Below are 13,274 nucleotides of genomic sequence, written 5' to 3' on the forward strand. Positions count from 1 at the left end.
GCAGCCACCGGGCCGAGGCCGGTTCATCGCCGCACCTCCCGCCTCAGCCGCCGTACGTTGAACCACATCACCGGGATGACGAGCAGCAGCAGGAACACCGCGATCGCGCTGGCGATGCCCGGCTGGTCCGACGCGAAGCCCTTGCGGTACAGCTCCAGCGCGAGGACGTTCGCGTCGTCCTGGGACGAGCCCGGCGCGATGATGAAGACCAGGTCGAACACCTTCAGCACGTTGATCATCAGGGTGACGGTGACGACCGCGAGGACCGGCGCCAGCAGCGGCACCGTGACACGTCTGAACACCTGCCACTCGTTCGCGCCGTCCACCCGCGCGGCCTCCAGCAGCTCCCGGGGCATCCCCGCGAGCCCGGCCGCGATCAGCACCATCGCGAAGCCCGCCCACATCCAGATGTACGAGCCGATGATCGCCGGGGTGACCAGCGACGGGCCGAGCCAGTCCAGGCCGTTGTACGGCTCGGCGAAGTTGCCCGCCGGGAGCCGCAGCCGGGCCCCGTCGGCCTTCGACGAGAAGGAGAACGCGCCGTCGTCGCCCGCGGTGGCCGTCTCCACCACCTCGCCGTCCTTGACGGCCTCGATCCTCATCCCCGGATAACCCAGCTCGGCCGCGTCGACGCCGTTCAGCGTGCCGACGCCCTTGCCGCGGGTGAAGTCCTGCCAGGTGGTGCCGGTGATCCGGTCGTCCTCCGGTTTCGGCGCCGCCGCCCGCTCCGCCTCGTCCGGCATCAGGTCGGGGGCGACCCCGACCAGCGGCAGCGTCACCGTGTCACCGGCGCTCACCGTCCCCTTGGTGATGAACGCGCCCCCGCCGGCCGGTTCCAGCGGCGACTCGCGGCCCGGGTGCGCCTTCGGGAACGCCGAGGACTGGGCGAAGGTGTCGTGCACCCCCACCCACACCGCGTTCGCCACGCCCTTGTCCGGGTCCTGGTCGTACACCAGGCGGAAGATGATGCCGGCCGCCAGCATCGAGATCGCCATCGGCATGAAGACGACCAGCTTGAACGCGGTACCCCAGCGCACCCGTTCGGTCAGCACCGCGAAGACCAGGCCGAGCGCGGTCGCGACGGTCGGCGCGAACACCACCCAGATGACGTTGTTCTTCAGGGCGGTGCGGATGCCGTCGTCGGTGAACAGGGCCCGGTAGTTGTCGAATCCGGCGAAGCCGTCGCCGGACTGGTCGTAGAAGCTGCGGACGACGGAGTACCCGATCGGGTAGACCACGAGCGCACCGAGCAGCACGAGCGCGGGCAGCAGGAACAGCGCCGCCACGGTGGTGCGGGTGCCGGTGACGCTCTTGCGCGACTTGGGAGCGGCAGGGGCCGCCTTCGGTGCCCCTGCCGCCGTGTCCGACGCCATCGCCGGATCAGTTCCCGTACGCCGCGGCCGCGTCGGCCTCCAGCCTCGCCTGCGTACCGGCGACGTCCTTCGGGTTCTTCAGGAAGTCCTGCAGCGCCTTCCACTCGCCCTTGCCGGGCGTGCCGCCGAACGCCTGCGGGGCCTGGTCGGACATGTCGAAGCGGAAGTCGTCGCCGGCCGCGACCAGCGCCTCGGCGATCTTCCTCTGCACGTCGTTCGGATACGTCGACGGGTCGACGTTCTTGTTCGGGGAGAGGAAGCCGCCCAGTTTCGCGTGGATCGCCGCCGCGTCGGGGGAGGCCAGGAAGGTGGCCAGCGCCTGTGCCGCCTCCGAGTCCTCCAGGATCACGGCCGCGTCGCCGCCGGAGACCACCGGCGCGGTGTCGCCGACGGCCGGGAACGGGAACACCTTGGCGTCCGTACCCACCTTCGCCTCGGTCTCGCCGATGTTGACCTGCGCGAAGTCGCCCTCGTAGACCATGCCGGCCTTGGGCTGGTCGCCGCCGGTGAAGGTCTGCGTCACGGACGTCGGGAAGTCGGTCCCCAGCGCACCGGACGCGACGTAGTCCTTCTTGCCCCAGATCCCGGCGAGCGTGGTCAGCGCCTCCTTGACGGACGGATCCGTCCACTTGATCTCGTGCTTCGCGAGCTGGTCGTACTTCTCCGGTCCCGCCTGCGAGAGGTAGACGTTCTCGAACCAGTCGGTCAGCGTCCAGCCCTCGGCGCCACCGACCGAGAACGGGGTGACACCGGAGTCGTACACCGTCTGCGCGGTGGTGAGCAGTTCGTCCCACGTCTTGGGCTCGGTGGCCCCCGCGTTCTCGAAGACCTGGGCGTTGTACCAGATCAGCGACTTGTTGGCGGCCTTGTAGTAGACGCCGTACTGCTTGCCGTCGACCGCGCCGATGTCCTGCCAGCCCTGCGAGTAGTTCTCGCCGAGCTCCTTGGCCGCCTCGGCGCCGAGCGGCTTGGCCCAGCCCTTGTCGACGGCCTGCTTGATGGCGCCCGGCTGCGGCAGCATCGCCACGTCCGGCGGGGCGCCGCCCGCGACCTTCGAGCCGAGGAAGTTGATGATCGGGTCCTGGGCGGGGACGAAGGTCACCTTGGCGCCGGTGCGCTTCTCGAACTCCGCGAGGACCTTCTTGAAGTTGGCCTGCTCGGCGCCGGTCCACACGGCGGCGACCTCGAGGCTCTCGCCGTCCAGCTCGGGAAGGGTGACGGTGGTCCCGGTGGCGCCGGTCCCGCCGCCCTTGTCCTCGTCACCGTCCTTGTCGTCGTCGCCACCGCCGCACGCGGTGAGCGAGACCGCGAGCACCCCCGCGGCGAGCACCGCGGCGGCCCTGCGGGTGCGGGGAGCCGTCACATGGTTCTCAGGCGACCTGCGTGTCCGGATGATCCTGCTCGTCCTGCGCATCACTGCCCCGTTCTTCGTACTCCGTCGAACGCCCAGCGCTGTCCCGTGCGCTCTGGTCTACGCCCGGGGGGTGGGGGTGGCAAGACCGCGTCCCGTGTCAAGTCCGGGATCGTGACACCGTCGTGACCCTGGGTCACCGTTTCCGCAGGCGGTCGTGTGCCGCTGTTCCCGCGTTTCCGTGGGCAGTCGTGCCGCAGCCCCATCGCTCCCGCGGGCAGTCGTGCCGCAGGGCGGCACGGGTGGGCTGGGGGTACCCCCTCTGGGGGAGGCACCCCGCAAGCGCCGGGCAGCGCGATCGGCCCCCGCCCAGCCGCAACACCGGGCACCCGCACAACCAACCGCCCCGTCAGAGCAGCGACGGAACCTCCGCCGCCGCGACCTGACGGGCCGCCCGCTCCAACGCGCTGGCGAGCAGGGCCAGATCGGTGGGCCCGTTGCCGAGCTCGCGCACCTGCCGGCGGGCCGGCGGATCCCCCATGCGGTGCCACTCCAGGGGCACGACCGTCGGCCGCAGCGTCGCCGTCCGCGGGATACGGCCGGTCACCCGGCCCCCCTGGAACGCCGTCTCCCGCCCGTCCGGCCGGACCACCCGCCCCCGCCCCGGCGCCGGCGCCTCCGGTCCGCCCCCCGGCACCACCGCGTCGAGCGCGACACGCAGCGACGCCTGCCGCACCGGCTCGCTCTGCGCCGTACGGGCGCAGGGCCCGGTGGCCACCACCAGGTGCACGCCCAGCCGCTCACCGTCCCGCGCCACCGCCTCCAGCGCCCGCATCACCGATCCGGCGGCGGGCCGCCCCGGCGAACCGAGCGCGGGGGAGACCAGCGCGTCCAGATCGTCCACGACCACCACCAGCCGGGGCAGCGGCGGCGCGGCCACCGTCCTGCGCCGGTCCGCGCCCGGCCGCAGCCGCAGCGTCGAACTGGGCGGGGTGTCGAGGTCCCCGTTGTTCTGCTCCGCGCGGGACGCGACCGCCGTGCGCTGGGCGACCATACGGTCCGACAGCTCCCGCCCGGTGTGCCACTCCGTGAAGTCCGACCGGCCCAGCAGCTCCGCGCGCCGCTTCAGCTCGGCGCTCAGGGACTGCGCGAACTCCCGCATCCGCACCGGGTCGTTGGCGCACAGGTGCGTGGTGACGTGCGGTACGTCCGTACAGACGCGCAGGTCCTCGCCGGGCGCGTCGCCCGTCGTGGGCACGCCCCGGCCGTCGACCAGCACGATGCCCAGCCGGTCGGGACGCTCGGCGGCGGCCAGCGAGGCGACGACCGCCCGCAGCAGTTCCGTACGACCGCTGCCGGGCGGCCCCTCGACCAGCAGATGCGGTCCGTCGGCGGCGAGGTCGGCGGTGACCGGGCCGCGCGGTCCGGCACCCAGTACGGCGGTGACGCGTCCGCCGAGCGCCTGGGTGTCGTCGGCCGCGTCCGCCCAGCGGGCCATCAGCGAGGCCGGGGTGGCCCGGGCCAGGCCCAGCTCGTCGAGGAGCCGCGCCGACCGGGGCAGCGGCGCCGACACGCGCGCGTGCCGCTCCCCGCCGGCGCCGTCCGTGCGCAGCGGCGCGAGCGCCCGCGCGAACCGCTCGGCCCAGGCGGGGGAGACCGCGTCGACCGTGGCGAGGGTGCCGTGGCCGACGGGGCCGGTCCCGGTGACCCGCAGCAGCCGCAGGGCGGTCGCCACGTCCCCGCTGAGCAGGGCGACGGCCCCGCACCGCCGGAACGCCGGCACCGCCGCGCAGGCCGCCTCGTAGGTCTCCGTCACCGGGGACGCGGGGGAGGCGGCGGCCGTCTCGGCGAGGCACACCACGTGGATCCCGGCCCGGGGCCCTTCCAGGGCCAGCCGCGCCACCGCCTCGCGCGCGTCGGGGCCGCCGGGGTCGCCGTCCACGACGACCACGGTGTACGGCCCTTCACCGCCGGATATGCGGGGGGCCGCGTGGTCGTGGTCCGCGAGCCGGCGCAGCAGTTCCCCGGTGCGGGCCGTGGCCTGTTCGTGGTCGTGCGCGAGGAGCAGGCGGCAGTCCTGGCCGTGCCCCGGGCGTACGTGCGGCAGCCAGCCCAGCCAGGACCACTCGGCGGTGCGCTCCGCCAGGGGGCGGGAGTGGTCCGCGGCGATCAGGACGATCTCCAGGGAGTCGGGGGAGTGCAGCGCGGCGAGCTGGGCGAGCACCGCGCGGGCCAGCCCGGCGAGCCGCTCGCGCGGGCCGGCCAGTCCCAGCGCGCCGACCTCGCGCAGCCCCGAGGTCACCGGTACGGCGGGCAGCAGACCCGAGCCGTCCGGCGCCGGCCGGTCCGCCGTACCGAGCCGCACCGCGAGCGCCTCCGGGTGGTCCGGCCCGCGCTCCCACAGCCGGGGGCCGGGACCGAGCGCGGTCAGCAGCAGCGTGGCGGGGTCCGGCCAGGTCTCGGGCCGTACGGGGGCGAAGGGGGCCGGCCCGGCCACGAACCCGCCCGGCTCCTCACGGCGCCCGTCCCACGCGCCCGCGGCCTCCCGCTCCTGCCGTCCCCCGGCCAGCCGCCGGGCCCAGGCCCCGATACCCCCCCGCTTCCGCCCGACGGGCGGCTGCGGGACATCGGTCCCCCGCGGAGGAGTGTCCTTACGGGAACCGCCCCCGCTTCCGCCCGCCCTGCCGCCGAGACCGTCACCGGCCGCGGAAGCGGAACCCCGACCGGCACGCCGCCCGTCACGCGCGTCGTCGGCCGCCGGGAAGGAGTCACGGCCCGGCACCTCACCGCGCCGCCCCTCACGGGCGCCGTCGGCGTACCGGCCGTACCGCGCGTCGTCATCCGCGCGGGCGGGGCCCTGGTCCGGCACCTCACCGCGCCGCCCGCCACGGGCGCCGTCGGCGTACCGGCCGTACCGCGCGTCGTCATCCGCGCGGTGGGAGCCACGGCCCGGCACCCCGCCGTGCCGCCCGGCGGCGGGTGCCTCGTCCCGGGAGTCGCCGTGGGCCGCGCCGGAGGGCCGGTGTCCCGGGGCGACGGCACCGTGACCGAAACCGCCGTCGAGGGAGCCGCTGCCCGCGTGGGTCTCGTCACCGACGGGCCCGGGCCGCGACACGCGCCGCCCCTTGGGCACCTGTGGCACGTCCCCGCGTGCCACGACGCGCACCGCCCGCCGGCCGGTGGCGCGTTCCTCCGCCTCGATGTCCGGCGCGCCCCCCTGCCCGGGCACCAGTGGTGCCCGGCCCGTGCGCGGGCCGGCCGGGTCCTGGACGCCGGGAGAGTGCCCGGCGCCGTCGCCGGAGGCGGCCCACTCCGCCGAGCCGTAGGTGTGATGGGTCCGCGCGCGCGGTGGGGACACCGGCTCCGTACGCTCCGCACGCGCGCGTGCGGAGTCGGCGGCGCTCGGGGAACCGCCGGCGTTCCCGGACGTCCCGGCCCCCTCCCCGCCCCGCGCCCCCGGTACCCGTACGTGCCCCTCGCCGTCCGGTGTCGTGGCCGCTCGCGCGGAGGGACCCGCCGCCGGGGTCAGGCGCAGGGCCGACTCGCCGATGCGCAGGAGCGCGCCCGGGGCGAGGCGGACCGGGCGGGGGCCCACGCGCCGGCCGTCCAGGGTCGTGCCGTTGGTGGAGTCGAGGTCGGCGACCGAGACGCCGCCGTCCGGGGCGACCGTCACGGCGCAGTGCAGCCGGGAGACGTCCGGGTCGTCGAGCGGGACGTCGGCGTCGGCGGAACGGCCTATGCGGATCTCGCCGCCGTGCAGCAGGTGCACCCCGCCCGCGTCGGGACCGGCGACGACGTGCAGCCGGGTCGGGGCCTCGTCCAGCTCGGGATGCGGCTCGGGCTCGCCGGGGGCGCCCACGGCCAGCACCGCGCCGTCGATCAGCGGTGGCTCGCCCAGGGTGCAGCGCTGGGCGTCGAGCCGCTGGTCACCGGCGTACAGCACCGGTGAGCCGGACGAGCCGTCACCGCCGGAGACCGCCGAGGCCAGCGCGGAGGCGACCGCGGCCAGGGCCGTGCCCGCGGGCGCCGTGACCAGCACGTCGCAGCTCGCGGCCCGCTCCCGCGCGGGGGAGGAGGGGCCCAGCGGGTCTACGACGGTCAGCCGGATCTGCATCGCCGTCAGCGGTCCCTTCTGCGCGAGCGCCCGCGACGCGGGGGGACACCACCGCCCCGCGGATCCCCCGACCGCGGACCTCCCCCACCGCCACACGCGCACGTACGGCCAGTACTGCACGCATCCTCGCACCTGCCACCGACAACGCGCCCGCCCTCCGGCAGCAAATGATCTTGATTGGTCGGCTCTGCCCTTAAAAGTGCCTGACCAGTGAGGAGCGAATGATCGTTCCGAACCCACTTGAGATCGGTCACGTTCGGCATGCGGCAACCAACGGATCGAGTCGAGCGTCTTTCCTTCGAAAGATTCAGACCCTTCGAACCCGGACGGGAGCCGGTACGTAAGACCCACCGTGAGATCACCCGCGCAGGACCCGCCGCGAGATCACCGTGAGATCACGTCGAAGACGGCCGGCCGGTATCCCGCGCGGCGGCACTACAGTGGGTCGGAACATTCCGTAGCACGGTGGACCACGGTGTACGCCAGGCAAGCAGCAGGGAGCGCGACGTGCGGCCGGTTGGCAGCAAGTACCTCCTCGAGGAGCCGCTCGGTCGCGGCGCCACGGGGACCGTCTGGCGAGCCCGCCAGCGGGAGACCGCGGGCGCCGAGGCGGCCGTGCCCGGACAGCCCGGCGAGACCGTCGCGATCAAGGTCCTCAAGGAGGAGCTCGCCAACGACGCCGACGTCGTGATGCGCTTCCTCCGCGAGCGGTCCGTCCTGCTCCGGCTCACCCACCCCAACATCGTCCGGGTCCGCGACCTGGTCGTCGAGGGTGATCTGCTGGCGCTGGTCATGGATCTCGTCGAGGGCCCCGACCTGCACCGCCACCTCCGCGAGAACGGCCCCTTCACCCCCGTCGCCGCCGCCCTGCTGACCGCGCAGATCGCCGACGCGCTCGGCGCCAGCCACGCCGACGGCGTGGTGCACCGCGACCTGAAGCCCGCCAACGTCCTGCTCAAGCAGCAGAACGGCGAGATGCACCCGATGCTGACCGACTTCGGCATCGCCCGCCTCGCCGACTCCCCGGGCCTGACCCGCACCCACGAGTTCGTCGGTACGCCCGCGTACATCGCGCCCGAGTCCGCCGAGGGCCGCCCGCAGACCTCCGCCGTCGACATCTACGGCGCCGGCATCCTGCTCTACGAGCTGGTCACCGGCCGTCCGCCGTTCTCCGGTGGCTCCGCCCTGGAGGTGCTGCACCAGCACCTGAGCGCCGAGCCGCGCCGCCCCTCCACGGTCCCCGACCCGCTGTGGACGGTCATCGAGCGCTGCCTGCGCAAGGACCCCGACCAGCGGCCCAGCGCCGAGAACCTCGCGCGCGGCCTGCGCGTCGTCGCCGACGGCATCGGCGTGCACGCGAACTCCGCGCAGATCGCCGCCGCCGAGAACGTCGGCGCGCTCCTCGTCCCCGACCCGGCCCCCGCGCCCGTACCCGGCGCGCCCGGTACGCCCGGCGCGCCCGGTGACGCCGACCCGACGCAGGTGCTGCCGCACAACGCGGGCGGCTACGACCCCAACGGCGCGACCAGCGTCCTGCCGCAGACCGGCGGCCCGGCGGGCGCCGCCGACCCCACGGCCGTCATGCCCCCCGTGCCGCCCGGACAGACCGGCGGCCCCGGAGCCGGTCCGGAGGACCCGCACCCCTGGCAGAGCCAGCTCCGCGCGGCTCGCGACCGCAACGAGCAGACCCAGGTCCAGTACCTCGACCCGAGCGAGGACCCGCTGCGCCGCCGCCCCCAGCGGCAGGTCGCCCACCCCCAGCAGCCGCCGCAGCCGCAGCAACGACGCCCGCAGCCCCAGCAGCGGCCCGGCCCGGGATACGGCTACCCGCAGCAGCCCCCGCCGCAGCAGTACGCCCCGCCGCCGGAGCCGCAGCGCCGGCAGCAGCCGCAGCCGCAGCGTTACGCGCCGCCGCCCCCGCCGCCGGAGCCGCAGCGTCCGGTCCGGGAGCCGCGCCAGCCCCGGCAGCGCGGCGCCAACCCGATGCGCATCCCCGGCCTGGGCTGTCTGAAGGGCTGCCTGTTCACGCTCCTCATCCTGTTCGTCGCGAGCTGGCTGATCTGGGAGCTGAGCCCGCTCCAGGACTGGATCGGCACCGGCAAGGGCTACTGGGACCAGCTCAGCGACTGGTTCGGCTCGGTGACGGGCTGGATCGAGGACCTGGGCGGCTCCGACGAGCCCTCGGTGCCCTCCGGGACGAACTGAGCTTGTTTACTGATTTGTCGACACCTGAGGGCTGATTTCCGGATCCGCTGTGAAGGCCGGCGCCCCGGACGCGTAGCTTTGGCGACAACACGCGTCGGTAGGAGCAGTCTTGGCACGGAGAATCGGCAGCCGGTACACCGCCCACCAGATCCTCGGGCGGGGCAGCGCCGGCACGGTGTGGCTGGGCGAGGGACCCGACGGGCCCGTCGCCATCAAGCTGCTGCGTGAGGATCTCTCCTCGGACCAGGAGCTCGTCGGCCGCTTCGTGCAGGAGCGGACGGCGCTGCTCGGTCTGGAGCACCCGCACGTCGTCTCCGTGCGCGACCTGGTGGTCGACGGCAACGACCTCGCCCTCGTGATGGACCTCGTCCGGGGCACGGACCTGCGCACCCGCCTCGACCGGGAACGCAGGCTGGCCCCCGAGGCCGCCGTGGCGATCGTCGCCGACGTCGCCGACGGCCTGGCGGCGGCCCACGCGGCCGGGGTCGTGCACCGGGACGTGAAGCCGGAGAACGTCCTGCTCGACATGCAGGGCCCGCTCGGTCCCGGCGGCTCCCACCGCGCCCTGCTCACCGACTTCGGCGTGGCGAAACTCATCGACACCCCGCGCCGCACCCGCGCCACGAAGATCATCGGAACGCCCGACTACCTGGCCCCGGAGATCGTCGAGGGCCTGCCCCCGCGCGCGTCGGTCGACATCTACGCGCTGGCCACGGTCCTGTACGAGCTGCTCGCCGGCTTCACACCGTTCGGCGGCGGCCACCCGGGCGCGGTCCTGCGCCGTCACGTCACCGAGACGGTCGTCCCCCTCCCCGGCATCCCGGACGAGCTGTGGCAGCTCCTGGTGCAGTGCCTGGCGAAGGCCCCGGCGTCCCGGCTGCGCGCCTCCGAGCTGGGCGCGCGGCTGCGGGAGCTGCTGCCGATGCTGGCGGGGATGCCGCCGCTGGACGTGGACGAGCCGGACACCGAGCCCGCGGAGGAGGCGGGCGAGGAGCTCCAGCCCTCCGGGCCCGCCCCGGCCGCCGGGGCGCCGGTGCGGCGCCGTGGCGCGGTCCCGCTGGTGCCGGGCGCGAAACCGGCCGACTCCAACCGTGACACGCACACGTCGATGAGGGTGCCGTCCCCCGACGAGCTGGCCGGCGGCGCCCGGGGCACGGCCCGCGCCCCCCGCGCGGCAGGCGCCCGCCGCCCGGGCTCCGCCCGCAACCGCGCGGTCACCCGCCGCCGCCGGCTCACCCTGGCGGTGGCGGCGGCGGTGCTCGTGGCGGCGGGCGTGGGCACGTGGCTGGCCGCGGCGGAGGACGAGGCGGCCCCGCCCCAGGACACGCGGAACTCGGCCCCGGCCACCCCCTGACCCCTTGGGGCGCGGGGCTGTGTCGACGTGCGGCTCCGCCGCGTGGACACAAAGGGGCGCGGGGAACTGCGCGAAGGGGGTCTGGGGGCGAAGCACCCAGGGACGGGACGGGAAGGGGCGGCGGGGGCGAAACGAACGAGCGCCCCACGGCGGAAGCCGCCCCGCCCCGACGGGCCCAGCCGGGTAATGCCCCGCCCCGGCCCCGCCGCACTGCGTGGGCCGGCGCGCGGAGCCGTTACGCTGGAGGGCGTGGCAGTCGTCGATGTATCCGAAGAGCTCAAGTCCCTCTCCTCGACCATGGAGTCGATCGAGGCCGTTCTGGACCTCGACAAGCTGAGGGCAGACATCGCCGTGCTCGAGGAGCAGGCAGCCGCGCCGTCCCTGTGGGACAACCCGGACGACGCGCAGAAGATCACCAGCAAGCTCTCCCACCTCCAGGCCGAGGTGCGGAAGGCCGAAGCGCTCCGGGGCCGGATCGACGATCTCTCCGTGCTCTTCGAGATGGCCGAGGAGGAGGACGACCCGGACACCCGCGCGGAGGCCGAGGCGGAGCTCGTCCTCGTCAAGAAGGCGCTGGACGAGATGGAGGTCCGGACGCTGCTCAGCGGCGAGTACGACTCCCGTGAGGCGCTCGTCAACATCCGCGCCGAGGCCGGTGGCGTCGACGCGGCCGACTTCGCCGAGAAGCTCCAGCGGATGTACCTGCGCTGGGCGGAGCAGAAGGGCTACAAGACGGAGCTGATCGAGACGTCGTACGCGGAGGAGGCCGGCATCAAGTCGACCACCTTCTCCGTCCAGGCGCCCTACGCCTACGGCACCCTCTCCGTCGAGCAGGGCACGCACCGACTGGTGCGCATCTCGCCCTTCGACAACCAGGGCCGCCGCCAGACCTCCTTCGCGGGCGTCGAGATCCTCCCCGTGGTCGAGCAGACCGACCACATCGAGATCGACGAGACCGAGCTGCGGGTGGACGTGTACCGCTCGTCCGGCCCCGGCGGCCAGGGCGTGAACACCACCGACTCCGCGGTGCGCCTCACCCACCTCCCCACCGGCATCGTGGTCTCCTGCCAGAACGAGCGCTCCCAGATCCAGAACAAGGCCACCGCGATGAACGTCCTCCAGGCCAAGCTCCTGGAGCGGCGCCGTCAGGAGGAGCAGGCCAAGATGGACGCCCTCAAGGGCGACGGCGGCAACTCCTGGGGCAACCAGATGCGTTCGTACGTGCTGCACCCGTACCAGATGGTCAAGGACCTGCGCACGGAGTACGAGGTCGGCAACCCCGAGTCCGTGTTCAACGGCGAGATCGACGGCTTCCTGGAGGCCGGAATTCGCTGGCGCAAGCAGCAGGAGAAGTAACCTCCCGCGCGAACCCCGATTTGTCGACAAGGCAACTGCCGTCACTTGGACGGCGGTTGCCTTTTTCGTCCGGTGGTATCCGGGATTTACATCACACTCACAGTTTCGTTTTCGCGCAAAGCGTGCGTAGGGGGACATCGCGTACGCAACGGCCTTGACGTTCTTTTGGAAAATGGGAAGGGTGAAGCGTGGCATGCGTATCTCTGGGGCGCATGTGAACCGGGGGGCGTTTCATCGCAGTTACCCCCGTTGATCACCGCCCCGAGCGCCGCCTCATGGACGATGAGCTACTGGGGGTAGCAACCATATGACGAAGAAGACGCGGATCCGTGTCGCTCGGATCGCGGCCGGCGCCGTGATCGCGGCCGGTGCCTCGCTGTCGGCGGCGGGTGCCGCTTCGGCGCTCGACTTCAACATCGGCATCACCGCCGGCGATGAGCCGGACCCGGGCTGCGACCTCGTGGTCGATCCGGAGTGTGAAGACGAGGGTGGGGAGAACCCGGGCGGTGAGAACCCCGGTGGGGAGAACCCGGGCGGTGAGAACCCGGGCGGTGAGAACCCCGGTGGGGAGAACCCGGGCGGTGAGAACCCGGGCGGTGAGAACCCCGGTGGGGAGAACCCGGGCGGGGAGAACCCGGGTGGCGAGAACCCGGGCGGTGAGAACCCCGGTGGGGAGAACCCCGGTGGGGAGAACCCCGGTGGCGAGAACCCCGGTGGCGAGAACCCCGGCGGGGAGAACCCCGTAGAGGAGGAGCCCACCCCGGACGACAACGGTGACGGCGACACCGGCACCACCCCGGACGGCGGCAACAACGCCTCTCCGCAGGACCAGGGCTCCTCGGCCCTCACCGACACCGGCGATGACGTCCCGGCCACCTCGGCCCAGGGCGGCGACGGCAAGGAGCTCGCCGAGACCGGTGCCGCCGAGACCACGTTCCTGCTGATCGGTGCCGCCACGATGATCGCCGGCGGTATCGGCTTCCGGGTGCTGCCGCGCATGATGTCCGGCCGCGGCGGCGCCGCCGCCTGACGGTGGCCGCGCGCATACGCACCGTACGCATGACGTAGGGAGAAGGGCCCGGAGCGCAACCACGCTCCGGGCCCTTCTCCCATGTCTGTGCGACCGGCGTCAGACGGTCTGGTGGGCGAGCAGCGCCACCGCCGCGACCAGCACCGCCAGCAGCGCGATCAGCGTCATGGGGTTCAGCCCCGCGAAGAAGTTCCCTTGCTGCAGCCGCTCGCGGTTCGCGCGGCACACCGGGCACCGGCCCTCGCTCACGGGCGCGGCGCAGTTCGCGCACACCAGCCGGTCGTACGTCATGCGCTCGCCCTCCTCGCACCGGTTCCAGATGAACAACGCCCACCTTCTCGCGAACGTTCCCCTCCACTGTGCCAGGTTCCTGCGGAAGCTGCGTGGGGTCGCTTCGGGAAGGGTGGTTTCGGGTGGTTTCGCGGCCGCGGGCCGTGGAGGGCCGGTCGCGCCCACGCGGCGGAGCCGCACATGTCACAGCCCCGCGCCCC

8 protein-coding genes are annotated in these 13,274 nt (G+C 73.9%); 4 read left to right on the forward strand and 4 right to left on the reverse strand.

The window, feature by feature from the left end; genetic code table 11:
* Nucleotides 1-23 precede the first annotated feature (23 nt).
* From ACF1DX_RS00075 to ACF1DX_RS00085, 3 genes are all read right to left on the reverse strand, one after another.
* Nucleotides 24-1,373: a carbohydrate ABC transporter permease gene (locus ACF1DX_RS00075; RefSeq protein WP_391788987.1), complete on the reverse strand. Its 1,350-nt coding sequence runs from the start codon at nt 1,371-1,373 to the stop codon at nt 24-26.
* Nucleotides 1,374-1,380: 7 nt separating this feature from the next.
* The gene (locus ACF1DX_RS00080; RefSeq protein ID WP_391788988.1) at nt 1,381-2,787 is read right to left on the reverse strand and encodes an ABC transporter substrate-binding protein; all 1,407 of its coding nucleotides are present in this window, start codon (nt 2,785-2,787) and stop codon (nt 1,381-1,383) included.
* A 346-nt stretch (nt 2,788-3,133) separates the two neighbouring features.
* Nucleotides 3,134-6,838 (reverse strand): FHA domain-containing protein, encoded by a 3,705-nt coding sequence (locus ACF1DX_RS00085; RefSeq protein ID WP_391788989.1) that lies wholly within the window; start codon nt 6,836-6,838, stop codon nt 3,134-3,136.
* A gap of 507 nt (nt 6,839-7,345) precedes the next feature.
* Here ACF1DX_RS00085 and ACF1DX_RS00090 point away from each other — a divergent pair.
* The 4 genes from ACF1DX_RS00090 (at nt 7,346) to ACF1DX_RS00105 (ending at nt 12,783) form a co-directional block, all read left to right on the forward strand.
* A complete protein-coding gene (locus ACF1DX_RS00090) occupies nt 7,346-9,043 on the forward strand; it encodes a serine/threonine-protein kinase (RefSeq protein WP_391788990.1) in 1,698 nt (565 codons plus the stop codon).
* Nucleotides 9,044-9,152: 109 nt separating this feature from the next.
* Nucleotides 9,153-10,397 (forward strand): serine/threonine-protein kinase, encoded by a 1,245-nt coding sequence (locus tag ACF1DX_RS00095; protein ID WP_391788991.1) that lies wholly within the window; start codon nt 9,153-9,155, stop codon nt 10,395-10,397.
* Between the two features lie 249 nt (nt 10,398-10,646).
* Nucleotides 10,647-11,753: a peptide chain release factor 2 gene (gene prfB, locus ACF1DX_RS00100; protein WP_391788992.1), complete on the forward strand. Its 1,107-nt coding sequence runs from the start codon at nt 10,647-10,649 to the stop codon at nt 11,751-11,753.
* A 307-nt stretch (nt 11,754-12,060) separates the two neighbouring features.
* Nucleotides 12,061-12,783 carry a hypothetical protein gene (locus ACF1DX_RS00105; protein WP_391788993.1) on the forward strand — a complete coding sequence of 241 codons (723 nt, stop codon included), beginning with the start codon at nt 12,061-12,063 and terminating at the stop codon, nt 12,781-12,783.
* Between the two features lie 99 nt (nt 12,784-12,882).
* On the opposite strand, the gene ACF1DX_RS00110 is transcribed toward ACF1DX_RS00105, so the two are convergent.
* A complete protein-coding gene (locus ACF1DX_RS00110) occupies nt 12,883-13,074 on the reverse strand; it encodes a hypothetical protein (RefSeq protein WP_030868504.1) in 192 nt (63 codons plus the stop codon).
* Between the last annotated feature and the right edge of the window lie 200 nt (nt 13,075-13,274).

Source organism: Streptomyces sp. NPDC014676 (genome assembly GCF_043084105.1).
Taxonomy (GTDB): Bacteria; Actinomycetota; Actinomycetes; order Streptomycetales; family Streptomycetaceae; genus Streptomyces.